18 protein-coding genes are annotated in these 25,737 nt (G+C 62.3%); 10 read left to right on the forward strand and 8 right to left on the reverse strand.

Annotated elements, in window-relative coordinates; translation table 11 throughout:
• Positions 1 to 3: 3 nt before the first annotated feature.
• From VQ575_RS04980 to lpxC, 4 genes are all read left to right on the forward strand, one after another.
• The gene (locus VQ575_RS04980; RefSeq protein ID WP_039591547.1) at positions 4 to 870 is read left to right on the forward strand and encodes a cell division protein FtsQ/DivIB; all 867 of its coding nucleotides are present in this window, start codon (positions 4 to 6) and stop codon (positions 868 to 870) included.
• 15 nt (positions 871 to 885) lie between these two features.
• Positions 886 to 2,145 (forward strand): cell division protein FtsA, encoded by a 1,260-nt coding sequence (ftsA, locus tag VQ575_RS04985; protein ID WP_003205342.1) that lies wholly within the window; start codon positions 886 to 888, stop codon positions 2,143 to 2,145.
• A 100-nt stretch (positions 2,146 to 2,245) separates the two neighbouring features.
• Positions 2,246 to 3,439, forward strand: coding sequence for a cell division protein FtsZ (ftsZ, locus tag VQ575_RS04990; RefSeq protein WP_325919183.1), 1,194 nt, complete (start codon positions 2,246 to 2,248; stop codon positions 3,437 to 3,439).
• A gap of 112 nt (positions 3,440 to 3,551) precedes the next feature.
• Positions 3,552 to 4,463: a UDP-3-O-acyl-N-acetylglucosamine deacetylase gene (lpxC, locus tag VQ575_RS04995; protein WP_011063304.1), complete on the forward strand. Its 912-nt coding sequence runs from the start codon at positions 3,552 to 3,554 to the stop codon at positions 4,461 to 4,463.
• A 104-nt stretch (positions 4,464 to 4,567) separates the two neighbouring features.
• On the opposite strand, the gene VQ575_RS05000 is transcribed toward lpxC, so the two are convergent.
• The 5 genes from VQ575_RS05000 to VQ575_RS05020 all read right to left on the reverse strand — a co-directional run bounded on the left by VQ575_RS05000 (position 4,568) and on the right by VQ575_RS05020 (position 12,501).
• Positions 4,568 to 6,052, reverse strand: a complete 1,485-nt coding sequence (locus VQ575_RS05000) for a GGDEF domain-containing protein (protein WP_198725749.1) — start codon at positions 6,050 to 6,052, stop codon at positions 4,568 to 4,570.
• Between the two features lie 146 nt (positions 6,053 to 6,198).
• Positions 6,199 to 7,566, reverse strand: a complete 1,368-nt coding sequence (locus tag VQ575_RS05005) for a heavy metal sensor histidine kinase (protein WP_039591545.1) — start codon at positions 7,564 to 7,566, stop codon at positions 6,199 to 6,201.
• On the reverse strand, positions 7,553 to 8,227 hold the full coding sequence (locus VQ575_RS05010; RefSeq protein WP_039591544.1) for a heavy metal response regulator transcription factor: 675 nt from the start codon (positions 8,225 to 8,227) through the stop codon (positions 7,553 to 7,555). The genes VQ575_RS05005 and VQ575_RS05010 overlap by 14 nt, the downstream gene beginning before the upstream one ends.
• Positions 8,228 to 8,236: 9 nt before the next feature.
• Positions 8,237 to 11,347 (reverse strand): multidrug efflux RND transporter permease subunit, encoded by a 3,111-nt coding sequence (locus VQ575_RS05015; RefSeq protein ID WP_325919184.1) that lies wholly within the window; start codon positions 11,345 to 11,347, stop codon positions 8,237 to 8,239.
• Positions 11,344 to 12,501 (reverse strand): efflux RND transporter periplasmic adaptor subunit, encoded by a 1,158-nt coding sequence (locus tag VQ575_RS05020; RefSeq protein ID WP_198725717.1) that lies wholly within the window; start codon positions 12,499 to 12,501, stop codon positions 11,344 to 11,346. Before VQ575_RS05020 ends, VQ575_RS05015 begins: the two co-directional genes overlap by 4 nt.
• Before the next feature lie 228 nt (positions 12,502 to 12,729).
• Here VQ575_RS05020 and VQ575_RS05025 point away from each other — a divergent pair, with 228 nt between their 5' ends.
• On the forward strand, positions 12,730 to 12,984 hold the full coding sequence (locus tag VQ575_RS05025; protein WP_039591541.1) for a hypothetical protein: 255 nt from the start codon (positions 12,730 to 12,732) through the stop codon (positions 12,982 to 12,984).
• A gap of 27 nt (positions 12,985 to 13,011) precedes the next feature.
• Here VQ575_RS05025 and VQ575_RS05030 read toward each other — a convergent pair whose 3' ends face one another.
• Positions 13,012 to 13,980 (reverse strand): LysR family transcriptional regulator, encoded by a 969-nt coding sequence (locus tag VQ575_RS05030; RefSeq protein WP_045156833.1) that lies wholly within the window; start codon positions 13,978 to 13,980, stop codon positions 13,012 to 13,014.
• A gap of 300 nt (positions 13,981 to 14,280) precedes the next feature.
• On the opposite strand from VQ575_RS05030, the gene VQ575_RS05035 reads away from it, so the two are divergent.
• The 5 genes from VQ575_RS05035 (at position 14,281) to VQ575_RS05055 (ending at position 24,179) form a co-directional block, all read left to right on the forward strand.
• The gene (locus tag VQ575_RS05035; protein ID WP_045156832.1) at positions 14,281 to 15,846 is read left to right on the forward strand and encodes an efflux transporter outer membrane subunit; all 1,566 of its coding nucleotides are present in this window, start codon (positions 14,281 to 14,283) and stop codon (positions 15,844 to 15,846) included.
• A 2-nt stretch (positions 15,847 to 15,848) separates the two neighbouring features.
• On the forward strand, positions 15,849 to 18,047 hold the full coding sequence (locus tag VQ575_RS05040; RefSeq protein ID WP_325919186.1) for an FUSC family protein: 2,199 nt from the start codon (positions 15,849 to 15,851) through the stop codon (positions 18,045 to 18,047).
• On the forward strand, positions 18,037 to 18,237 hold the full coding sequence (locus VQ575_RS05045) for a DUF1656 domain-containing protein (RefSeq protein ID WP_039591538.1): 201 nt from the start codon (positions 18,037 to 18,039) through the stop codon (positions 18,235 to 18,237). Before VQ575_RS05040 ends, VQ575_RS05045 begins: the two co-directional genes overlap by 11 nt.
• A gap of 10 nt (positions 18,238 to 18,247) precedes the next feature.
• Positions 18,248 to 19,111 carry an efflux RND transporter periplasmic adaptor subunit gene (locus VQ575_RS05050; protein WP_039591537.1) on the forward strand — a complete coding sequence of 288 codons (864 nt, stop codon included), beginning with the start codon at positions 18,248 to 18,250 and terminating at the stop codon, positions 19,109 to 19,111.
• Positions 19,112 to 19,196: 85 nt separating this feature from the next.
• Positions 19,197 to 24,179, forward strand: coding sequence for a leucine-rich repeat domain-containing protein (locus VQ575_RS05055; RefSeq protein ID WP_325919188.1), 4,983 nt, complete (start codon positions 19,197 to 19,199; stop codon positions 24,177 to 24,179).
• 64 nt (positions 24,180 to 24,243) lie between these two features.
• On the opposite strand, the gene VQ575_RS05060 is transcribed toward VQ575_RS05055, so the two are convergent.
• Positions 24,244 to 25,068: an SDR family oxidoreductase gene (locus VQ575_RS05060; RefSeq protein WP_198725711.1), complete on the reverse strand. Its 825-nt coding sequence runs from the start codon at positions 25,066 to 25,068 to the stop codon at positions 24,244 to 24,246.
• Positions 25,069 to 25,102: 34 nt separating this feature from the next.
• Complete coding sequence (locus VQ575_RS05065; RefSeq protein WP_039591534.1) at positions 25,103 to 25,567, reverse strand: hypothetical protein; 465 nt, start codon at positions 25,565 to 25,567, stop codon at positions 25,103 to 25,105.
• Positions 25,568 to 25,737: the final 170 nt, after the last annotated feature.

Raw genomic sequence — 25,737 nt, forward strand, 5'->3', positions numbered from 1 at the left:
GCCATGCAAGGCGCATCGCTTCGTCATCAGCCATCCGCACCCGGTCGCAAGCCGGTGCCGCGGGGTGCCAGCCGAATGGTGGCCAAGGAGCCGATGTCGGCGCGCTTGCCGAAAGCCAATCTTGGTTTTCTCAAGAGCCTGTTCTGGCCTGTGATGCTGGTGGCGTTGGGGTTCGGTACGTATGAAGGCGCGCAACGGTTGCTGCCTTATGCCGACCGGCCGATTGCCCGGATCAACGTCCAGGGCGACCTGAGCTACATCAGCCAGCAGGCGGTGCAACAGCGGATCGCCCCGTTCGTCGCGTCGAGCTTCTTCACCATCGACCTGGCGGGCATGCGCACGGAGCTGGAGCAGATGCCGTGGATCGCCCACGCCGAAGTACGGCGGGTGTGGCCCGACCAGGTGTCGATTCGCCTGGAAGAACAACTGCCGGTGGCCCGTTGGGGCGACGAGTCGCTGTTGAACAACCAGGGCCAGGCGTTTACGCCACGGGAACTGGCCAATTATGAACATTTGCCACAACTGTTCGGTCCACAGCGGGCCCAGCAGAAAGTGATGCAGCAATACCAGGTGTTGAGCCAGATGCTGCGGCCATTGGGCTTCTCCATCGCGCGCCTGGAACTGCGTGAGCGCGGCAGCTGGTTCCTGACCACTGGCGCGGGCAGCTCGGGACCGGGCATCGAGCTTTTGCTCGGGCGCGGCAACCTGGTGGAAAAGATGCGCCGCTTCATTGCCATCTATGACAAGACGCTCAAAGAACAGATTACGAACATTGCGCGAATCGATCTGCGCTACGCCAACGGCCTGGCTGTTGGCTGGCGGGAACCGGTAGCGCCGACGACGGCCGAACCCGCCGTCGCGAAGAATTAAGAAGAGGCAGGACCCATGGCAAACGTGCAAAGCGGGAAAATGATCGTCGGTCTCGATATCGGCACTTCCAAAGTGGTGGCGCTGGTAGGCGAAGTCGCGGACGACGGCACGCTGGTCATCGTCGGGATCGGTACACACCCGTCCCGCGGCTTGAAAAAAGGCGTGGTGGTGAACATCGAGTCCACCGTGCAATCGATCCAGCGCGCCATCGAAGAGGCGCAACTGATGGCCGGTTGCCGGATTCACTCGGCATTCGTCGGCGTGGCGGGCAATCACATCCGCAGCCTGAATTCCCACGGCATCGTGGCGATTCGTGATCGCGAAGTCAGCTCCGCCGACCTCGAGCGCGTACTCGACGCGGCCCAGGCCGTGGCGATCCCGGCCGACCAGCGTGTGTTGCACACCCTGCCGCAGGACTACGTGATCGATAACCAGGAAGGCGTGCGCGAGCCCCTGGGCATGTCCGGCGTGCGCCTGGAAGCCAAGGTCCACGTGGTGACCTGTGCGGTGAACGCTGCGCAGAACATCGAGAAATGCGTGCGCCGCTGTGGCCTGGAAATCGACGACATCATCCTTGAGCAACTGGCCTCGGCCTACTCGGTGCTGACCGACGACGAGAAAGAGCTGGGCGTTTGCCTGGTGGACATCGGCGGCGGCACCACTGACATCGCGATCTTCACCGAAGGCGCGATTCGCCATACGGCCGTGATCCCGATCGCCGGCGACCAGGTGACCAACGACATCGCCATGGCGTTGCGCACCCCGACCCAGTATGCCGAGGAAATAAAGATCCGCTACGCCTGCGCCCTGGCGAAACTGGCCGGTGCCGGTGAAACCATCAAGGTGCCAAGCGTCGGCGACCGTCCTCCGCGCGAACTGTCGCGCCAGGCCCTGGCCGAAGTGGTCGAGCCGCGCTACGACGAGCTGTTCACGCTGATCCAGGCCGAACTGCGTCGCAGTGGCTACGAAGACCTGATCCCGGCCGGCATCGTGCTGACCGGCGGTACGTCGAAGATGGAAGGCGCCGTCGAGCTGGCCGAGGAGATCTTCCATATGCCGGTGCGCCTGGGCGTGCCCCACGGCGTCAAGGGCCTGGATGACGTGGTCCGCAATCCGATCTATTCCACCGGCGTGGGCCTGTTGATGTACGGCCTGCAGAAGCAATCCGACGGGATTTCGTTCTCGGGGATAGGCAGCCGCGACAGCTACAGCAGCGACGAGCCGAAGGCACCGCTGTTCGAGCGGCTCCAGGCTTGGGTCAAAGGCAACTTCTAAACAGTTTCAAAGCTTCAAGCGGCAAGTTTCAGGCTTGGCGCGGGAAGACGCAGCAAACGCAGTAGGCGAAAAAAAACTAGAGAATGTAAGGAGAGGGAACATGTTCGAACTCGTAGACAACATCCCCGCTAGCCCGGTTATCAAGGTAATCGGTGTCGGCGGTGGCGGCGGCAACGCTGTCAACCACATGGTCAAGAGCAACATCGAAGGCGTCGAATTCATCTGCGCCAACACCGATGCTCAAGCGCTGAAAAACATCGGCGCGCGGACCATCCTTCAACTGGGTACCGGCGTGACCAAGGGCCTGGGTGCCGGCGCGAATCCCGAGGTCGGCCGTCAGGCTGCCCTGGAAGATCGCGAGCGCATCGCTGAAGTCCTGGCTGGCACCAACATGGTGTTCATCACCACGGGCATGGGCGGCGGTACCGGTACCGGTGCAGCGCCGATCATTGCCGAAGTGGCCAAGGAAATGGGCATCCTCACCGTTGCGGTGGTGACCCGTCCGTTCCCGTTCGAAGGCCGCAAGCGCATGCAGATCGCCGATGAAGGCATCCGCGCGCTGAGCGAAAGCGTCGACTCGTTGATCACCATCCCCAACGAGAAGCTGCTGACCATCCTTGGAAAAGACGCAAGCCTGCTGTCGGCTTTCGCCAAGGCCGATGACGTGTTGGCCGGTGCCGTTCGCGGTATCTCCGACATCATCAAGCGTCCAGGCATGATCAACGTCGACTTCGCCGACGTGCGCACCGTGATGTCCGAGATGGGCATGGCGATGATGGGCACTGGCTGCGCCAGCGGTCCGAATCGTGCACGCGAAGCCACCGAGGCGGCCATTCGCAACCCGCTGCTGGAAGATGTGAACCTGCAGGGCGCCCGCGGCATCCTGGTGAACATTACCGCCGGTCCGGACTTGTCCCTGGGCGAGTACTCCGACGTGGGTAGCATCATCGAAGCGTTCGCCTCCGACCACGCGATGGTCAAGGTCGGTACCGTGATCGATCCGGACATGCGTGACGAACTGCACGTGACCGTGGTTGCCACTGGCCTGGGCGCGAAAATCGAGAAGCCGATGAAGGTAATCGACAACACCGTGCAGACTGCCATGGCTTCGCAGCCACAGCAGCCGGCTGCCGCTCGTCAGGAAGCGCCTGCGGTCAACTACCGTGACCTGGACCGTCCGACCGTCATGCGCAACCAGGCCCAGGCCGGTGCTGCGACTGCCGCGAAGATGAATCCGCATGACGATCTGGATTACCTGGACATCCCGGCATTCCTGCGTCGTCAGGCCGATTGATGGAATGTATCAGGGGTATACGGGTGATTGGTGTTCAGCAAAGGTCTGGTCTGCTATCATCGCCAGCCTTTGTTGATACCAGTTCGCAATTTGCGCTGAAGCGGCCCATGCCATGATTAAACAACGCACCCTGAAGAATATTATCCGTGCCACAGGTGTCGGCCTGCACTCCGGCGAGAAGGTCTACCTGACCCTCAAGCCAGCGCCTGTCGACACCGGCATCGTGTTTTGTCGTGCCGACCTCGACCCTGTGGTGCAGATTCCTGCTCGCGCGGAAAACGTTGGTGAAACCACTATGTCGACCACGCTGGTCAACGGTGACGTCAAAGTGGACACGGTGGAGCATTTGCTCTCGGCCATGGCTGGCCTGGGCATCGATAACGCCTACGTCGAGCTCTCCGCGTCCGAAGTCCCGATCATGGATGGCAGTGCCGGACCCTTCGTATTCCTGATTCAATCGGCTGGCCTGGAAGAGCAGGACGCGGCCAAGAAGTTCATCCGCATCCTGCGGGAAGTGACAGTGGAAGACGGCGACAAGCGCGCCACTTTCGTCCCTTTCGATGGTTTCAAGGTGAGCTTCGAGATCGATTTCGATCACCCGGTTTTCCGTGACCGCACACAGAGTGCAAGCGTGGACTTTTCCAGCACTTCGTTCGTAAAAGAAGTCAGTCGCGCCCGCACCTTTGGTTTCATGAGTGACATCGAGTACCTGCGCAAGCACAACCTCGCACTCGGCGGCAGTGTTGAAAACGCGATCGTGGTCGATTCCGATGGCGTGTTGAACGAAGACGGCCTTCGTTATGAAGACGAATTCGTCAAGCACAAGATCCTCGATGCAATCGGTGACCTCTACTTGCTGGGCAATAGCCTGATTGGTGAGTTCAAGGGCTTCAAGTCCGGCCACGCACTGAACAACCAGCTGCTGCGCAAGTTGATTGAGCAGAAAGATGCTTGGGAAGTCGTGACTTTCGAAGACGCCAGCACCGCACCAATCTCTTACATGCGTCCTGTCGCGGCCGTGTAAGCAAAAAACCTCTCTAGTTTTTTAAGGGCTGCCTTCGGGTGGCCCTTTTTTATGCTTGATTTTAAGGAATGGCAAGAGCTTCATGCCACAGACAGGAGCTTGCTTCACATCGCGCAGACGACCCGATTACGCCCGCTGACCTTGGCCTGGTAAAGGGCCTTGTCGGCGGCGAACAGCAATTCCTCGAGTTCGTTGTAGGGCCCCTGGGCCCAAGTGGCGATGCCGATGCTGACGGTCATAGGCATCTCGCCAGGTATCTGTTCCACGGCTTCGCGAATGTTCTGCGCCATCGTGAACGCACCTGCCGTCGTGGTTTCCGGCAATACCACCGAGAACTCTTCGCCACCGTAGCGCGCCGCCAGGTCGGCGGGTCGACGAACATGCTCGCCAATCAACTGAGCCAGGCTTCGCAACGCCTCGTCACCCCGTTGATGGCCGAGGCGATCATTGAGCGCCTTGAAATGATCCGCGTCGATCATCAGGACCGACAGCGGTTGCCCGGAGCGCTGGGCGCGTAGCCATTCCAAATGCAGCGTATGGTCCAGGGTCCGACGATTGGCGAGGCCGGTCAGCGGATCGACGGACGCCAATTGAGCCAGCTCCCGCTCGGCGCTACGGCGGCGTTTCAATTCCCGGCGCAGCAGCCAAGTGAGCCAGAGCAGGCTGATGCACAGCGCACCAGTGGCGCCGCTGACCAGAAGTGCCGTACGTTGCCAGGAGGCGAAGACCTCTTGCGAAGAAAGCGCGACCACCACGATCAACGGCAGGTTACCAACCTGGGAAAAGGTATACAGGCGTTGTGTCTGGTCTACGCTGGAGGTGCCGGTGAAACTCCCATCACCTTCGCGCAGGATGCGTACGAAATTTGGCCGGTTGCTGAAATCCTTGCCGATCATGTCCTCCGCCAGCGGCGGTTCTTGTGCCAGCAGGATGCCGTCGCGGCTGACCAGGTTGACCGTTCCGCCGCGACCGATGTTCAGGCTCTTGAACAGTTGGTTGAAGTAATTCAGCCGCATCGCGGCCTCGGCCACGCCGATGAACTCGCCATGCTCGTCGTTCAAGCGATAACTGAAGCTGATGCGCCAGTCGTGCGGTTCACTCCGGGCGCGGAAAGGGCGGCTGATCATCATGCCCGGGGACGGGTCTTGCAGATGGGATTTGAAGTACTCCCGCTCGGCGTAATTGCCTTTGCGCGGCTGGGCCGAGGCGGAATCGGCAATCACGTCACCGCGCTTGTCGAGCAGCAGTATGTCGCCTTTGTAAGGCGCGGCGGTGGCGCGGTCAAACAAGGCGAGATGACGGATCGCCGGCGATACGTCCTTCAGGTCGTCGCGCTTTGCGGCGGCCATAAGGCCTTGCAATGACAAGTCATACAGTTCGACATTGCGCAGCACATCGGCGTCGATCAGTTGCACGATGTTGCTTGCCGCACGCGTTGCAGCCTGCTCGGCACTGGCGTGTTCACGGATCAGCAGGAACGTCACGATACTCAGGATGGCAATCACAGCCAGCGAGCTGGCCAAGACGAGTACCCGTTCCGAGCGTATTGGAAGCGGGGTATTGCCGGGAGTTGCACTGCTCGCGTTCATGGTTCCGATCTGCATTGTCATATGGCTGGGATCCTTCCCATAGGCTGCGCATCCACAACTGCGGATGACTGGCATCAAACAATGCTGGCCTTTTGCAAGATTGTGCTTGGGACACTGAAATTGAGCAATCCACATCGTGGCTTATTTCAAGCCGGCAGACGGATTCCGAAGGTGTTTGCGCCTCGGTCGCTGTGCACGAAAACATCGCCGCCGTGCATCAGCGCAATCGCCTTGACGATGGCCAGGCCCAGCCCATGGTTGGCGCCGCTGTTGCTGCGCGAAGCATCGACGCGATAGAAACGTTCGAACAGGCGCGGCAGATGTTCGCGGTCGATAGGCGTGCCGGGGTTGGTGACGGCGAGGGTGATCTGCTCGCCGATGGCTTCGATGTGTACATCGATTTGTTGGCCGGGTGCAGTGTGCTGCACGGCATTGCTGAGCAGGTTGATCAAGGCCCGGCGAAGGTGGGCAATTTCAATAGTGGCCTGGGCATCGCCGCTGACGCGAACCTGGACCTGGGCGTCTTCCAGGATGAAGTCCAGGTAATCTAGGGTGGTTGCCACTTCGTCGGCCAGGGAAGTCGTGGTCAGCTTGGTGGCCTTGCTGCCCTGGTCGGCGCTGGCCAGGAACAACATGTCGTTGATGATGGAGCGCAAGCGTTCCAACTCTTCGAGGTTCGATTGCAGCACTTCGAAGTAATGCTCTGCCGAGCGGCCCCGGGTCAGCGCCACTTGGGTCTGGCCGATCAGGTTGGTCAGCGGCGAACGCAGTTCATGGGCAACGTCGGCGTTGAACGATTCGAGCCGGGAGTAAGCCTGTTCGACCCGGTCGAGGGTGGCATTGAACGAGCTGACGAACTGGCCGAGTTCCGGTGGCAACGGGGACAATCGCAACCGCCCGGAAAGGCGGGGTGGCGCCAGGCGTTGGGCTTCGTCCGATAACTTGATGAGCGGCTTGAGCCCGATGCGCGCCACCCAGTAACCCAGCAACGAGGCCAGCAGCACACCGACGCAGGCCAGGCTCACCAGCGCCACCAGCAGACGGTGTTGAGTCTGGTAGAACGTCTCGGTATCGATGCCGATCATGAAGCGCAGGGGAGGGCGTTGCTCCTTGGCGGGGAACTGGCTCACCAGCACCTTCATTGGATAGCGCCGGTCGGGCAAGGTCAGGTCGTGCTTGCCCAAGGGGCCCTGGGCGACGGCGCGAATCCTAGGGTCGGGGTTGCCATATTCAAAGCGCGGGTCGCCGCTGACGATCCAGAAATGGATCCGCTTGTCTTCCTCGCCCAGCAACCGCAGCTTGTTATTGATCTTCGCCCAGTGCTCGGGCGTGCCATAACGGCCCACGGTGGATTCGAGCACGCTGTAGCGGGCGTCGAGCTCCGCTTCCGGCAACAGGCCAAGGCCTCTGTCGAGTTGCTGGTACAGGGCACCGCCAATCAGCAGGAACACCAGTGCCGCCACCAGCGTGAACATGCCGCTCAGGCGCAGCGCGATGCTGTTACTCACCTCGATTCTCCAGCACGTATCCCATTCCTCGGATGGTGTGCAGAAGCTTATGGTCGAAGGGGCCGTCCAGCTTGGCCCGCAGGCGTTTGATCGCGACTTCGACCACGTTGGCGTCGCTGTCGAAGTTGATGTCCCAGACCATTTCGGCGATGGCGGTCTTCGACAGGATTTCGCCCTGGCGGCGGGCCAGGACGCTGAGCAGCGAAAATTCCTTGGCGGTCAGGTCCAGGCGCTGCCCGGCCCGCGTGGCCTTGCGGCTGATCAGGTCGATCCACAGGTCGGCGATGCTCACCTGCACCGGTTCGTGGCCGCCGCTGCGGCGGGTCAACGCTTGCAGGCGGGCGACCAGTTCGAGGAAGGAAAACGGTTTGCCCAGGTAGTCGTCGGCACCGTCGCGCAGGCCCTTGATACGGTCTTCGACCCGTTCGCGGGCGGTGAGCATGATGACCGGTGTCTGCTTGCGGGCGCGCAGGGCACGCAGCACGCCAAAACCGTCCAGGCCCGGCAGCATGACGTCGAGCACGATCACCGCGTAATCGCTCTCCAGGGCCAGGTGCAGCCCTTCGACGCCGTCCGGCGCCACGTCCACGGTATAACCCTGTTCGGTCAGGCCGCGGTGCAGGTAGTCCGCGGTTTTTTCTTCGTCTTCGATGATCAGAACGCGCATGGCCCGGCCTCAGTCTGCATTCGCCAGCGTCGCCGGCGCAGGGCCGTGCCGGTGGGCGGGTCGATGGAACAGTCGTTCGAGCCACAAGTATATGACCGGTGTGGTGAACAATGTCAGCGCTTGGCTGACGAGCAGGCCTCCGACCACAGCGATGCCCAGCGGCTGGCGCAGCTCCGCGCCGGCGCCATAGCCGAGCATCAGGGGCAGCGCACCGAGCAGGGCGGCAAGGGTGGTCATGATGATGGGACGAAACCGCGTCATACAAGCCTGGAAAATCGCGTCCTGTGGCGTCATCCCGCCGTTTCGCTGGGCGTCGATGGCGAAGTCGATCATCAGGATTCCGTTCTTCTTGACGATACCGATCAGCAGTACCAGGCCGATCAGCGCCATGATCGAGAAGTCCTGGCCCAGCAGCCACAGCATGATCAACGCGCCTAGGCCGGCCGAGGGCAGGGTGGAAATGATGGTCAGCGGATGCACGAAACTCTCGTAGAGAACGCCGAGGATGATATACACCGCCACTAGCGCGGCGAGGATCAGCCACGGCTGGCTTTTCAGTGAACTCTGGAAGGCCTGGGCCGCGCCCTGGAAGGTGCCGGTGATCGCCGCAGGCATGCCGATTTCGTTCTTCGCCTGGTCGAGCAGGCGCACCGCATCCCCCAGCGCCACGCCCGGCGCCAGGTTGAACGACAGGTTGGCGGCCGGGAACATGCCGTCATGGGCGATCGACAACGGGCCGTTGGTGGGGGCGTCGAAGCGGGCCAGGGCCGAGAGCGGCACCATTTCCCCGCTCAAGGGCGAGCGCAAGTAGAAATACGCCAGGCTCTCGGCCTTGCCACGTTGCTGGGTGTCGAGTTCGAGAATCACGTTGTACTGGTTGGTCTCGGTCTGGAATTCGTTGATCTGGCGCTGGCCGAACGCGTCGTACAGCGCCTGGTCGACGTCCGTGGCGGTGAGGCCGAAGCGCGCTGCTGCGCTGCGATCGATGTTGATGTGGGTGATGCTGCCGCCCAGTTGCAGGTCGTTGGAGATGTCACGGAACGCCGCAATACTGCGCAACTTGTCAGTGAGCTTTTGCGTCCAGGCGTTGAGGGTCGGTCCATCGTTGCTTTTGAGCACGTACTGGTACTGGGCGCGGCTGGGGCCGGAACTGAGGTTGATGTCTTGCCCGGCCCGCAGGTACAGCACGACGCCGGGAATCTTCAGCAACTTGGGGCGGATCCGATCGATGAAGCCGCTGGCCGATACGTCGCGCTCGCCCCGAGGCTTGAGAGATATCCAGAAGCGACCGTTGGCGATGGTCTGGTTGTTGCCCGAGACGCCGACGGAGTGGGAGAAGGTTTGCACCGCCGGGTCGGCGGCGACGATTTCGGCCAGGGCCTTGTGCTTGGCCACCATGTCCGGGAACGACACGTCGGCGGCGGCTTCGCTGGTGCCGAGCACCAGGCCGGTGTCCTGTACCGGGAAGAACCCCTTGGGTATGAACACGTAGCCCACCACGGCGAGCGCCAAGGTCAGGCCGAACACGCCGATCATCAACTTCTGATGGGCGAGGGCCCGAAGCAGGCCCCGTTCGTACCAGCCCAGCAAGCGCTCGCCGAAACCCGGCCCCGCGTGGGCATGGTGCGTCGGGGCACGCATGAACAAGGCGGCCAGGGTCGGCGCCAGGGTCAAGGACACCACCACCGAGATCAGGATGGTCGAGGTGGCTGTCAACGCAAACTCCTTGAACAGGCGCCCGACCACGCCGCCCATGAACAGGAGCGGGATGAACGCCGCCACCAGCGAGAAGCTGATGGACACCACGGTGAAGCCAATCTCCCCGGCGCCCTTGATTGCCGCCTCGCGCATGCCTTCGCCGGCTTCCAGGTGCCGGTGGATGTTCTCCACCACGACGATGGCGTCGTCCACCACGAACCCCACCGAGATGACGATCGCCACCAGGGTCAGGTTGTTGAGGCTGAAACCCATCACGTACATCAGGGCGAAACTGGCGATCAACGACACCCCGAGTACCGCCGAGACAATCAGGGTCGCCGAGAGCTGGCGCAGGAACAGCGCCATCACCGCCACTACCAGCAGCACCGCGATCAGCAGGGTGATCTCCACTTCATGCAACGAGGCGCGGATGGTCTGGGTGCGATCGATCATCACCTTGACCTGCACCGCGGCGGGGAGCATGGCCTCCAGGGTGGGCAGCGCCGCCTGGATGCGATCGACGGTCTCGACGATGTTCGCGCCCGGTTGGCGGAAAATCACCAGGTTGACCCCCGGCTGATCGTCGGACCAGGCCTGGACGTAGGCGTTTTCCGAACCGTTGACGACCTTGGCGATGTCCTTGAGATGAACCGGCGCCCCGTCCCGGTAGGCCACGATCAGCTCACCGTATTCCTCTGGCTTGAACAACTGATCGTTGGTGGACAGCGTGGAAATGCTCGACTCCCCGTACAGGGCGCCCTTGGCCAGGTTGAGGCTGGCCTGCTGGAGCGACAGGCGAATATCGGCCAGGGTCAGGCCAATCGCCGCGAGCCGGTCGGCGGAAGCCTGGACCCGGATCGCCGGGCGTTGCTGGCCGGTGATATAGATCTGCCCGACGCCATCGATCTGGCTGATCTGGCGGGCGAGCAGGTTCTCGACGTAGTCGCTCAGTTCGGTGCCGGGCATCATGTCGGAGCTGATGCTCAGGATCAGCACCGGGCTGTCCGCCGGGTTGACCTTGCGCCAGGTCGGCAGGTTCGGCATGTCGTTGGGCAGCTTGCCGGCGGCGGTGTTGATCGCCGCCTGGACTTCCTGGGCGGCGGTGTCGATGCTTTTGTCGAGACTGAACTGTAGGGTCAGGTTGGTCGAGCCCAGCGCGCTGCTGGAAGTCATCTGGGTAATGCCGGGAATGGCGCTGAACTGCACTTCCAGCGGTGTCGCCACCGACGAAGCCATGGTCTCGGGACTGGCACCGGGCAACTGCGCGTTGACCTGGATGGTCGGGAATTCTGCTTCTGGCAAAGGCGCGACAGGCAAGCGGGGGAAGGCGATCAACCCCAGCAGCACCAGGGCGAAGGTCAAAAGGACCGTGGCGATGGGGTGGTCGATGCACCACGCCGATATCCAGCCACGCCCCTTCATGGCTGCGCCTGCCCGGCCTTGGCCACGGCGGGCGGGTCGCCGAGCACCTGGATGCTGGTGCCAGGCTTGAGCCGTGACTGGCCGTCGCTTACCAGTTGGTCACCGGCGTTCACGCCTCTGATGATGTGCTGGTCGCTGTCCTGGTAAACCATTTCCACCGGCACGCTTTCCACCTTGTCGCCCACGACTCGATAGACGAAAGGTTGCTCCAGGCCGCGCTGGACGACAGTCGGCGGGACCACCAGCGCGGCCTTGTCGATGGCGGTCTGGATCTTCAGCGTGACCAACTGCCCCGGCCACAACCGTTGTGCGGCGTTGTTGAATTGGGCCTTGGCCCGCAGGGTTCCGGTGCTGGTATTGACCTGGTTGTCGATGAGGCTGAGTCGTCCTTCGCCGAGCAACTCCCCGGTGGCCCCGTCGGCCCCGATGTACGCCTTGACCAACGCCTGGTCCGGAGCGGCGATCAATCGCTGCAGCGTCGGCAACATTTGTTGCGGCAGGGAAAACTCCACGGCGATCGGATCAATCTGGGTCACGGTGAACAGCCCTTCGGCGTCGCTGGTGCGCAGGAAATTGCCTTCATCCACGTTGCGAATGCCGACACGGCCCGTCACTGGAGAGCGGATCTGGGTGTAGGACAGTTGCACCTGTGCCGAATCGATGGCCGCCTGGTTACCCTGGGCGGTGGCCTTGAGCTGGTTGACCAGCGCCTGTTGCTGGTCGTAGGTCTGCTTGGATACGCCGTCATCGACGCTGAGTGCTTTGTAGCGCTTGAGGTTGACCTGGGCCACCGCCAGTTGTGCCTGGCTTTCGCCGAGTTGGGCGCGGGCCTGGTCGAGGCTGGCGCGGATGGAGCGGTCGTCGATGGTTGCCAGCAGGTCGCCTTTCTTGACCAACTGTCCTTCCTTGACCGTCAGCTTGGTCAGGATGCCGTCGACCTGCGGGCGGATCACCACGCTGTGCAGCGACAGTACCGTGCCGATCCCGCTGGCAAAGCGCGGCACGTCCTTTTCGACCACGCTCACGACCTTGACCGGTACGGCGCCGGCAGCACTGGGCTTGGTGGCGGCAGGCTTCATCGAAAACCACAGGACCAGCGCCCCCAGGACGACCAACAGCGCGACGAGCAGGACGGTTTTTTTCTGAATGTGCATGGATGCGAGGAGCCGGTTCGGGACGGTGGGAATTCTATCTGTCTTATATAGCGTTGCGAGGCGGTCAGGAAGGTGACGGCTAGCTGTCAGGGCTGTCAGTTTCGTCCCGACTTTCCGTCAGACGGAACTTCACAATCGAATCTGCCCCGTGCACCGCGATTTCGGGCAGGTATACTGCTGCGTTTCGCGGCTCACTTACCGAGCCCGGCATACCGCTCGGAGCCTTACATGACTTCCCCGATACCATCGCCCGCGGACGAACGCTTGCAAGGCGAACTGTCTGCCCAGACGGACAGCGATGTTTCCAACGCCGATGATAAGCCTGCGATCCCGGCCTTCAAGTTCCCGTTCAAACCCGGCGAACTGGCAGCCGCCAAGGGTGTTGGGCAGCAGCCCTGGTACAAGAACGGCGCGAAAAACGGCCACACCAAGACCCCGGGCGCGGCGCCTCCCGGCACCCGTCGTTCGATGGGCAAGCGCTGAGATCTCCCTCGGTGCGGGGGCGCGGATTCAGTTCGCGACCCGTGCTCCCGTCAGGCTTCCACTCAGTTCATAGGCCGTCAGTTCGGCCTGGTGCGCCGCCAGGATTTCCGGCAGTGAACCTCGCAGGTACTCGACCCACGTCTTGATCTTCGCATCCAGGTACTGGCGCGACGGGTAGATGGCGTACAGGTTCAATTCCTGGGAGCGGTAGTTGGGCATGACCCGCACCAGCGTGCCGTTGCGCAGCCCCTCGATGGCCGCATACACCGGCAATACCCCCACGCCCATGCCGCTGATGATGGCGGTCTTCATGGCGTCGGCGGAATTGACCAGGAACGGCGAGCTGTTGATGGTGACCATCTCCTGGCCTTCGGGGCCGTCGAACACCCATTTTTCCAGCGGAATGACCGGGCTGACCAGGCGCAGGCAGGCGTGGTTGAGCAGGTCGGCGGGTTTTTGCGGGCAACCGCTGGCCTTCACGTAGGCGGGCGATGCACAAACGATGCTGTAGGTGATTCCCAGGCGCTGGGAAACGAAGCCTGAATCCGGCAATTCGCTGGCGAGCACGATGGAAACGTCGTAGCCCTCATCGAGGATGTCCGGCACCCGGTTGGCCAGGGTCAGGTCGAAGGTCACGTCCGGATGAGTCTTGCGGTACCGGGCGATGGCATCGATCACGAAATGCTGGCCGATACCGGTCATCGTGTGCACCTTCAACTGCCCGGCCGGGCGCGCATGGGCGTCGCTGGCCTCGGCTTCCGCTTCTTCGACGTATGCCAGGATCTGCTCGCAACGCAGCAAGTAACGCTTGCCCGCCTCGGTCAGGGCGATGCGTCGGGTGGTGCGGTTGAGCAAGCGTGTTTGCAGATGGGCTTCCAGGTTGGAAACCGCACGCGAGACGTTGGCCGTGGTGGTGTCGAGTTGCGCGGCGGCGGCGGTGAAGCTGCCGGCTTCGGCAACACAGCTGAACGCACGCATGTTTTGCAAAGTGTCCATGGAGGGCTCTCTTGGGAGGTGTCAAATTGTGACATGAAGTTACAGCGTGACGGGACCCCGACTTATGGATTATCGCGTTTACGGTAACAAAGATTCGCACAAAGGTCGGCTTATCGCCGTTGGGGGCGGTCCCTAGAATTGCCGCCAGTCCTGGATACCTGTGGAAGCGAGCCTGCTCGCGACGTGGCTTCACATTCGCTCTGGATGTGCCTGCCCGGACGCCTTCGCGAGCTGGCTCGCTCCCATAGGTTTTGCAGTTATCCGCAGACCGTCGTCTTATCTTTCAGGAATATTGCGCCAGTGCCGCGTTGCATCAGCAGAGAGCTGAAGACTCTCAGTGTTTGGGTTTTGACGTTGACCATCAGCGGTTGCATCGGCACGGGAGGGATTGCCCCGCAAGGCAAGGCACTGTCGCCCAACCAATTGGCGACCGACGACGCGATTCGCGAGGCGGCACGCGACGCCCATTGGCCCACCCGGCAATGGTGGAAAGCCTATGGCGACCCGCAATTGGATCGCTGGATCGACTTGGCCGGGCACGACAGCCCAAGCCTGGCCATCGCCGCTGCCCGGGTCCGGCAGGCCAGGGCAATGGCCGGTGTCGCCGAAGCGGCCGAGTCGCTGCAGATCAATGGCGAGTCGACCCTCAAGCGCCACAACTGGCCCACCGATCAGTTCTATGGCCCCGGCGAGTTGGCCGATACCACCACGTGGGACAACAACGCCGCCCTGGGCTTGAGCTACGCCTTGGACATCTGGGGGCGTGAGCGCAATGCCAGTGAGCAAGCCGTCGACCTGGCCCATGTCAGCGTCGCCGAGGCGCGCCAGGCGCAGTTGGAGTTGCAGAACAACATCGTGCGCGCCTATATCCAGTTTTCGCTGCACTACGCCCAGCGCGATATCGTCGCTGCGACGCTAGGTCAGCAGGAGCAGATCCTCGAACTCGCCCGCAAGCGCCTGGACGGTGGCATCGGCACGCACTTGGAAGTCAGCCAGGCCCAGGCACCGCTGCCCGAAACCCACCGTCAACTCGACGCCCTCGATGAAGCCATCGCACTGAGCCGCAACCAGTTGGCCGCGCTGGCGGGCAAGGGACCGGGCGACGGCGCGGGCCTGCGACGTCCCACCCTGGCCTTGGGCGCCCCCCTGAAGTTGCCTTCCACGCTGCCCGCCGAACTGCTCGGCCAGCGCCCGGATGTAGTTGCCGGACGTTGGCGGGTGGCGGCCCAGGCCCGCGGCATCGATGTCGCCCGAGCGGGTTTTTATCCCAACGTCGATCTGGTGGGCAGCCTGGGCTACATGGCCACCGGCGGTGGGGCGCTGGAGTTCCTGACCGGCAAGAAGCTCACCTACAACGTCGGCCCGGCGATCTCGCTGCCGATCTTCGACGGCGGCCGCCTGCGTTCGCAATTGGGCGAGGCGGCTGCCGGTTACGATATCGCCGTGGCGCATTACAACCAGACCTTGGTGAACGCGCTCAAGCACATCTCCGACCAGTTGATCCGCCGCGAGTCGATGGACAAGCAACAGGTCTTCGCCGCCGAATCGGTGGCCGCCGCCCAGCGCACCTATGACATAGCGCTGGTGGCGTTCCAGCGTGGCCTGACGGACTACCTCAGCGTACTGAACGCCCAGAGCCTGTTGTTCAAGCAACAACAGGTGCAACGGCAGGTCGAGGCGGCGCGCTTGAGTGCCCATGCCGATCTGGTGACGGCGTTGGGTGGCGGGCTCGAGGCGGGTAGCGACATGCCTTTGGCACGCGATATCTCGTGGCCAGGGAGCCTGCTCCCGTCGGACTGCACAGCAGTCCCTTCAGGTCGATGCTGCACACCCAAGCGGGAGCAAGCTCCCTCGCCACGATGCTGAGCATGCCGTTCTTGACGTCTGTACTTCGACTCCATCGCCTCGAATGGCGCCGTGGACTCTACGATTGGGCCCGCAGCGATGGCGTGACCTGGGTCTACATCTTCAAGGTCTTGCTGGCGGCGTTCCTGACGTTGTGGCTGGCGATGCGCCTGGAACTGCCGCAGCCGCGCACGGCGATGATTACCGTGTTCATTGTCATGCAGCCCCAGAGCGGGCAGGTCTTCGCCAAGAGTTTCTATCGCTTGCTCGGCACCTTGGCCGGCTCGGCCGTGATGGTTGCGTTGATTGCCCTGTTCGCCCAGGAAACCGAGCTGTTCCTCGGCTGCCTGGCGATCTGGGTCGGCATCTGTTCGGCGGGCGCGGCGCGTTATCGCAACTTTCGGGCCTATGGTTTCGTGCTGGCCGGCTACACCGCGGCGATGATCGGCCTGCCGGCACTGGCCCATCCGGAAGGGGCCTTCATGGCGGCTGTGTGGCGGGTGGTGGAGATTGCCCTGGGGATTCTCTGTTCCACCGCGGTCAGCGCCGCGATCCTGCCGCAGACCGCGAGCGCTGCCATGCGCAATGCGCTTTACCAGCGCTTTGGCGTGTTCGCCTTGTTCGTCACCGACGGTTTGCGCGGGCGCAGCCAACCCGAGGCCTTCGAGGCGCGCAATGTGGGTTTCATTGCCGAGGCGGTGGGGCTGGAAAGCCTGCGCAGCGTGACCGTGTTCGAAGACCCGCACATGCGCCGGCGCAATGGGCGGCTCAGTCGCTTGAACAGCGAGTTCATGGGCATCACCACTCGATTCAACGCCTTGCACCAATTGCTCGAACGATTGCGCAACGGCACGGCGGACGCGGTGGTCAGCGCCATGAAACCTGGACTGCAAAGCCTGGCCGAACTGCTCGATGGCTTTAGCGCACGGGCCCTGACCGATGCCGACGCGGGGCGCCTGGCGGCGGCGCTCGCAGCCTACAAAGCCGATTTGCCGGCCCAGGTGCGCCGGTTGCGCGCGCAGTTCCAGGAGACGGATCCCAGTGACGCGCAGCAACTGGATTTCCACACCGCTTATGAGTTGTTGTATCGCTTTGTCGAAGACCTGCATGGCTACGCCCAGACCCATGCTTCCCTGGCCGACCATCGTCACGAACGTGAACGCTGGGATGAGCCGTTCGTGTCGCAGACCAACGGCCTAGCCGCAGCCGCGTCCGGTTTTCGCGCCGCGTTCATCCTGCTGGTGCTGGGCAGCTATTGGGTCGCCACGGCCTGGCCGAGCGGCGCGACCATGACAATGATCGCCGCTGCCACCGTCGGGCTGTCCGCCGCTACGCCGAACCCCAAGCGCATGGCGTTCCAGATGGCCTGCGGCACGTTGTTCGGGGCGTTGGTCGGCTTCGTCGAGATGTTTTTCGTCTTTCCATTGATTGACGGTTTCCCGTTGCTCTGCGTGATGTTGGCGCCGGTAATCATGCTGGGCTCATTCCTCAGTTCACGCCCGCAATACACCGGCGTGGGGCTGGGGTTGCTGATCTTTTTCTGCACCGGCTCGGTGCCGAACAACCCGACGGTCTACAACCCGTACACCTTCATCAACGATTACCTCGCGATGATCCTCGGCATGCTGGTGTGCGCCGCCGCTGGGGCAATCATCCTGCCGCCCAACAGCCGCTGGCTGTGGCGCCGGCTCGAACAGGACCTGCGCGAACAGGTGGTGTTTGCCATCAGCGGTAAGCTCAAGGGGCTGGCATCGGGTTTCGAAAGCCGTACCCGCGACTTGCTGCATCAGGCCTACGGGTTGGCGGCGGGGCAGCCTCGGGTGCAACGGGATTTGCTGCGCTGGATGTTCGTGGTACTGGAAATCGGCCACGCCATCATTGAGTTGCGCAAGGAGCAGGCGACGCTGCCGGTACATCCTGCCTACGCCGAAAGCCAGCCTTGGCGCCAGGCGATCCGGGTGATGGGGCGGGCGCTGGTGCGGCTGTTCCGCCAGCCCGGCCAAAACAACCTGGAACGTGCGCTGGTGGCGGTGGACCACGCCATTGGCCGCGTGCAAGCCACCGACGAACCCTTCGCCCCGCACTTCGACACCTCGGCCCTGCGCCGGGTGAAAAGCTACCTGCACTTCATTCGCACCTCTTTGCTGGATCCGCAATCACCCTTGGCCAGCTATGCCATGCCGCAGGCCGCGCCGCCCCAGGAACCTGAACATGCCCCGTGAGATCGCCTTCCACGGCGTTTACATGCCCACCATGACCCTGATGTTCTTCGTCGCCGCCGGCCTGGCCTGGGCGTTGGATCGTTTCCTGTCGGGGTTGGACCTGTACCGTTTTTTCTGGCACCCGGCGCTGCTGCGCCTGAGCCTGTTTACCTGTCTGTTCGGCGCGCTGGCGCTGACGGTCTACCGTTGAGATCGATGCGATGAAGAAGTTTTTCAGCCTGCTGGCGACGTTGTTGGTGCTGGCCCTGGCGCTGTGGATTGGCCGTACGCTATGGGTGCATTACATGAACACGCCCTGGACCCGTGATGGCCGGGTGCGGGCCGACATCATCAATGTCGCCGCCGATGTCAGTGGCGAGGTGATCGAGGTGCCGGTGCGCGACAACCAGTTGGTGAAAAAGGGCGACTTGCTGATGCGCATCGACGCCGAGCACTACCGCATCGCAGTGAAACAGGCGCGCTCTCTGGTGGCGTCGCGCAAGGCCACTTGGGAGATGCGCAAGGTCAATGCCCACCGGCGCGCTGACCTCGACAGCCTGGTGATCTCCCGGGAGAACCGCGACGACGCCAGCAACATCGCTGACTCGGCCCTGGCCGACTACCAGCAGGCCCAGGCGCAACTGGAGGCGGCTGAACTGAACCTTGCCCGTACCGAGGTTCGCGCGGCGGTGGATGGCTACGTGACCAACCTCAACGTGCACCGTGGCGACTACGCGCGCATCGGCGAGGCGAAAATGGCCGTGGTGGATATGAACTCGTTCTGGGTCTATGGCTTCTTCGAAGAAACCAAGCTACCCAAGGTGCGGGTGGGTGATTCGGCACAGTTGCAACTGATGAGCGGTGAGGTGCTCAAGGGCCACGTGGAAAGTATTTCCCGGGGGATCTATGACCGCGACAACCCCGAGAGCCGCGAGTTGATCGCCGACGTGAACCCCACGTTCAACTGGGTACGCCTGGCCCAGCGCGTGCCGGTGCGCATCCATCTCGACGAAGTGCCGGACGGTGTGCTGCTGGCGGCAGGGATGACCTGCACCGTGGTGGTCGACCCGCCCGTCGTGCGCTGAGCCCCCCTCGGTTGTAGTAAATATGTACCACCCGGCCTGTCCCTGGCCCGTCCAAGCTGGTGTCTTCGACTGAAGGAAACTCTCGATGACCCAGCTGACTCATCACCATTTCATACGCCGCCAGTTGCCCAAGTGGTTGCTTGATGCCGACCAGGCCGAACAGGCGAAACTGCAGCAGGCCGCCCTTGACCTTGCCGAGGCCGGGCATCGCTTCAGCCAAGCGATAGACAGTATCCCGTCCCTGCGCGACTTTTCGCTGTCACGCATGCAGTTGCATCTGGATCGTCTTTTCGGCGCGACCGTCGACGTGGAGCGTTCTGAACTGATCAGGTATTTTCGGGATGACTGTGCAACTTACCCCATACCTGGGGGAGGTACCTCGACGCCGGTGTGTACACCGCGTGCACCTGAAAAGCGCTCGCTGCTGGAATATGCGCTGATCAATTTCACCTCCTCCGATACGCAGGCCCAGGCTTTTTTCCGGGGCAGTCGATTCAAACTTTATCCTGAGGATGCCAGCGCGTCTCTTGTGCAGATGCATGACTTCGCCAAGCTCTGTCGCGATCTGGATACTGGAGCCGCCTACGCCCACGAATTGCGGCGCCAGCTCCCCCAGCTTTCCCACGATGCGGCCTCCCTGCCAACCATCGCGGCGACTTACATAAAATACAAAAAAAACCAGTTGCGACACGACGCCCAGCAAGCCCGCATGCAGGGACTGCTGGACGTCACGGGCGAACGCATCCTGGCGGCGTTTGGCGTGCAGCTCGACGTCTCCGTTGTCCTGCAACCGCTGCGAACAGCGGTCGCCAGCGGCCTGGAACTGAGCGATCGGTGGCGGGCGGAGCACCGCGTCATCCTGCCGGGGGTGCGTGTCTTTTGGAGCGAACCCCAACGCGCGGGGCAACTGGTACCGATCGTGGTCCACATACCTGACGACCCCGTCTCGCCCATCAAGCAATATCCCAGCTCGGTAGCGTTCCAGGATGATCTGTCCGAGCGTCTGGGAGATCTTCGCTATGCGGCATTCTTTTCCCGACTCCTGCCCCTGCCCCATAGAAGCTGGAGCGACCCAGCCCTGGTGGAACTGTTGCGCAAGGGGGAAAGGAACCTGGTCAAGGGCCATGGACTACGTGGGGACTTCTGGCAAGGCTTGTACCGTGAGTGGCGCAGCGTTGTGCTGAGCAGCGCATCGAGCCAGGCCCGCTCGGTGGCTGATATTGATCGAGACGTGCTGATTGGAGAAACCTGGATGTGGTTGGGTGCCGGACTGCAATTTTTCAGCGGCATCAGCATGTTCCTGCCAGGCGTCGAGCCGCTGGCCTGGGCAGGGGTTGCGCTGGGAATGGGGCAATTCATCCTGGATGTGTATGAAGGCGCCCACGCGTTGAACCTTGGAGAACGGCTGGAAGCGATCCAGCATCTTTTCAGCGCCGCGATGAGCGCCGCGACGTTCGGGGTAGGTGCGTTCGGAGCCAATCATCTGCTTGATGAAATGAGCCCGGTGGTCACGATCGAGGGGCATCAGCGGCTTTGGCACGGTCGCACCGAGGCGTTCGCCAGCCTGCGTTCGCCGCCCGCCCATGCGACTGTCGACCCCTATGGCGTGTGGCGCGCTGCGGATGATGCCTGGGTGAAAATAGATGGACGCTTCTACGAGGTAACCGGTCAAGAGCGTGACCTGCGTCTCAGGCTTGCCCCCGATTACCGTGGCGTAGCTCCAGCCCTGGAGTGGCGCCGAGCGACAGGGTGGCGCTGGATGCATCGAGATCCCCTGGGCATGCAAGGCGCACGCTTGCTGCAGGAAATCGACCCTCGACTGCAAGCGTTGTCAAAAGTCAGCCTGAACGATGCTCAACAATTGTTGGGCATCAGCGATGATCGCCTGCGCTACCTGGCCGTGAACGGCGAGCCACTGCCGGAACTGTTGCCCTACATGGCCCGGCGTCTTTCAGCCCGCGCGCAAATATCGGTAGCGATGGCCCGGCTGCGTGCCAATCAACCCTTGCAGAGCGTGCCCCTGGGCGTTGCCCAGTTGCTGACGGAGTTGCCCGGTTGGCCGGCCCGTCGTGCGTTTCGCTACATGGATGAACGTGCCTCTTTTCTTATTGCCGGGGAAGGCCCCGAGTTGCATCTCGACGGTAACGCATTCAGCACCGGTCAATGGCAGGAACGCTTGCTTTGGCAATTCGACGCCCGCGAAAAGAGCGCTTTGCTGGGCCCTGAAACCCCCTGGGAAGCCCCTGCCATTACCCATCGCCGTCTCGCCAACCTGTTGGCTGACAGGCTGGAGCGCTCCGGTTACCGTTTGATCGATAACTTCGCCAATCTTGCTGCGCGGCATCCGTACGCCGCGCTCCTGCGCCGCGCCTTTCCGAACTTGCCGGAGCCGGTGGCGGATGCCCTGCTGTCGGGTATGACCGTCGAAGAACAACATGGCCTGAGCAGCGGTCGCGTACCGCAGAGCCTTGCCCAACGAACGGTTGAAGTGCTGCGTGAACTACGTGTAGCGCGTGCACTGGAGGCGCTCAAGGCCGGTGTTTCCGGCAATGACCGGGATCGGTTGGTCATGAGGCTGTTCGCGTCCGAGTTGATAGGGCTGGCAGAGCCGGTACGTGTGCAATTGCAGCTCGACGGCAATTTTGCCGACCCTTTGGACGCTGGCGAAACCGGACCGCTGAAGACGATTCGCCGCCATGACGGTCGCTACGAGCCTTTGGACGAGACGGGGAACGGACTCGGCCCGCCCACAAGCCTGGAAGATGCCTTGCTACGGGCCCTGCCTGACTCGGCACGCCGCAGGCTGGGCCTGGACATTTGGCAACAGGACAAGCTGCGCAGCCGTCTGCTGGAGCATGCCTTGGGACATCGCGAGCAACTGCGCTCGGCATTGGGTATTCGCCCATCGCGACTTGACAACTTACGTTCCCCGGAACGGGTGGGCGGGCACCTGGGCTACCCGATGAGCGGGCGAGGACGGGGATCGTGGCAGCGCAGGGCGACCTTGCAATCTCGCCTTCAGGCGCTCTATCCAGACGCGACGATCTGCGCCCAGGTGATGACCGAACTCCAGGCACGCAGCGAGCAAACGGGCAAACGCCTGGCCGAGCTGATCAGCGAAAAAGAAGCCGAGTGGAAAGCGCTCGACGAAAGCCTGGAAACCTGGGAGCAAGACCAGGACAAGCTCCATGTTGTGGAACATGATGATCCGGCCGTCAGGACGGCTTTGCGCAAGAGAGTTGGCAGGGCGGTGCGCCGCAGTTGGCGCCGTGAAATTCGTTTTCCCACCCGGCAACGCACCGTGCTGGGTTTGGCGGTGGAGTCTTGCCCAATAGGGAAGCTGCCGAGGCTGACAGCTGATTTCAGTCATGTCGAAGCGGTCTCGCTCAAGGGGCTGGGGTTAAGCGAAGATCCTTCGGATTTCTTGAGTCACTTTCCCGCGCTCCTCGAGCTCTCGCTGGCTCATAATCGCCTCCCACGTTGTCCTTCCGCTATTGCCGGCATGACTCGGTTGCGGTTTCTCCTGATGAATGAAAACCCCCTTGTTTTCGACGATCAGGTGTTTGCGCCCCTGCTTGCCCAAACACCCAGCGCCACACTCGAATGGATCGAGCTCTCGGGGGTGTCCAGTGGTCCGGAGGCTGCGCAGGTTCAACGCGCCGCCTTGGCGATCGAGGCGCTGGCGGTGTTGCCGCGGCTCAGACATCTGGTGTGGAAGAATAACCTCTGGTTCGGCACCGAGCTGCTGCACGCCATCGGTCGGCTGAGGCAATTGGAGTTTCTCAGCCTGAGCGATAGCCGGTTGGTCTTGGATGAGCAGAACAATGCGTTTCTTGGCCATCTGGATCGTCTGGTCGGACTGGACCTGAGCGGCAATCGGCTGACCGATTTGCCGAGTCTGTCCGGATTGACTGAGCTGGCATTCCTGGATCTGAGCCAAGCCAAACTCAGGGAAATCCCTGCAACGGTCATTGAGCTGTGGCAGCGCACGCCCTGCCGTGCGCTCTATGTGATCTTGCAGGGCAACGCCATTACCCAAGTGGAATCCATGCTATCGGTGTTGCCCCGTAACGAGGCGGATCGCCGGTTGTTGGGTGTGAACCTGTACGACAACCCTCTACCGGTGAGCCAGATCGCCAGGCTGCGAGCGGCGAAGTATGACTTTGGATATAGCCGTGACCTCTGGGTCGCGAACGAGAGGCTGCGCAGTGCATTCGAACAGCTTCGCGAAAACCCCGCCAATGCGAGATTCCTCGACTGGCTCAGCAACGAGATGGCTCGTCTTGGTGGGGCGCAGGATGTTGCAATCAATGCCTCCGAGCCGAACAGCCGCGGCGTAAGAGCCGCCGAGCGCCTTTTCAATCTGGACGGTTCCATGGCGTTCATGCGCCAGCGGGTCACCGATCTGGATGAGCGCTTCAAGGCGCTGCAGTCGCGTATTTTCTCACGCCTGGAACCCAGCGTGCGCCATCGGACATTTACCCTGGATGAGCTGGAGGTGCACCTGCAATTATTCCGCTATTTCTGCCTGGACCTGGCGCAACCCATGCTGAACAATTTTTCTCGGTTCATGTTTCAGCACTATCGAATCTGGGCTGGTCTGCAGGCCATCAATGAGGGATGGAGCCCCCAGGTGTTCAACGCCCAGGCGACCGAGGCGCTTTTCGTCAGCCACTTGTTGAAGGACCTCACGGAAGGAGAGCCGCAATTCGAGACGCTCTCCTGGGCACCCTATCTCAAGGAAATGTCCCCCATCTGGCGGGCTTTCGAGAGCAAGTGGGATCCCATTATCGAAAGCCTGAGCGATGCCTATGATGGAGGGCTGGATACCTCTCAATGGCCCCGGGAACTTATGGACAGCCTGGCCCATCCTCCCCAGGCGCAACCCCCTCTGGAGCCGGTAGGGGAGGTGCCCTGGGGCGCCACGGACATCGAGCTCAATTCGGATCAATTGCGCCGGGCATGGCTGATCATAAAATTCGTCCAGGCCGCTGAGGCGGTACAAGCTTCAACCCAGGCTACCGAGGCCTTGGTGCATGCCTGGTGGCCGTACAGGTCGCCAATTTGAACGACTCGCCAGCAGGTCTCATTGCGCAGGGGGAGCTGGCTGGCGTTGGCAGACTGCGGTGCGATCAAAGAGAACCTTTCAACCCGAACCGCTTCATCAACCCCTTCTGTAGCAAACCGGAGGGCAGCCATGTCGCGATCAAGGGCAAGGCCCGGCTGCCGTTGCCCAGGCGAAGCAGGCGGGGGGGCTTGGGTTGTCGTGCGGCCTTCAGCAACCCGGCGGCGAACTCATGGGCCGGGGTCGGATTGTCCTGGGAGGCCCTGGCCCTGGCGCGGATGCCATCGCGCAACGGCCACCACGGCGATTGTTCGCTGATGAGCTGTTCGGCTTCATGCCCGGCGTTCTTGGCAAAGCTTGAAGCAATCGCGCCAGGCTGGACTTCCATGACGCGAATACCGAACGGTGCCAGTTCCATGCGCAGTGCGTCGCTCAGGGCATGCACCGCCGCCTTCGAGGCGCAATAGGCGCCGGCGAACGGCGTGACCAGCACGCCGGAAACACTGCCGATGTTTACCACCAATCCCCGGGCCCGGCGCAACACCGGGAAGAATGCGCGCGTCACGCCGACGATGGCGAACACGTTGGTTTCGAACTGACGCTGCATCGCTTGCACGCCGCCGTCCAGCAGCGGGCCCATGGCCCCGTAGCCAGCGTTGTTGACCAACACATCGAGGCCGCCGTGTTGCTGGTTGATCCGTTCGCTCAGTTGCTCCAACGCTTGGCCATCGTTGACGTCCAGTTGCACCGCCGTGAAACCTGCGGCGCTTAGCTGCGCCACGTCCTCGGTTTTGCGCGCGCTTGCCCATACCTGGTAGCCGGCGGCCTTGAAAGCATCGGCGAGGGCGCGGCCGATGCCGCTGGAACATCCGGTGATCAACGCAACGGGCATGGCGCATTCCTTGTGCAAGAAGCTGAAGGGGAGGTCAATTGGAGAAGCTACCTTGCAATCGCTCCGCGCGAAATTCCAGGGTTTGCGGGCGATAGCCGGGGCGCAGTGGCGGGATCGGCAGGCAATCCTGCCAGTCTGCGCCGGGCTGCAAGTCGCCGGGGCCGCGATAACGCGGCGAGCTGTAGAGGTTGTCGGCCAGGTTGATGGTATCGCCGGGTGCATAGGCCGCGACTCGCCAGTGCAGTTGGGTCAACGGAACATCGTTGCCATTGCGTATTTTCAGCAACAGCGGCCGATCGGCCGGGCAGTGTTCGGGCGCGTAGGCAATGCTCAGGTCCAGGCGGGCCAGTTGCCGGGTCTCGCGGTTTTCCTGCCAGAGCACCCACGCCGCCACCAGCCCCAGGCCGACGAATGCTGCCAGGGAAACCGGCAAGGCCTTGGCCGGGTAGCGCAACAGCAGGATGAGCCAGGTGATGACAAGCAGTACGCCAATTAACATGGAACAAAACTCCGCGAAGTCATGACCACCATCCTATCGAAGAGGAGCCTGGATGGACATCCGCACGAAAGGGGGGCCGCTGGTCGCCACCGTCATTCCTGACAGTAGCCAGCGGAATCTGCGGCTGTTTGGATGTAGCGAACCGCCAAGGCGTCGTGACAAGAGGTTTG

This window comes from Pseudomonas frederiksbergensis, from assembly GCF_035751725.1.
Lineage (GTDB): Bacteria > Pseudomonadota > Gammaproteobacteria > Pseudomonadales > Pseudomonadaceae > Aquipseudomonas > Aquipseudomonas frederiksbergensis_A.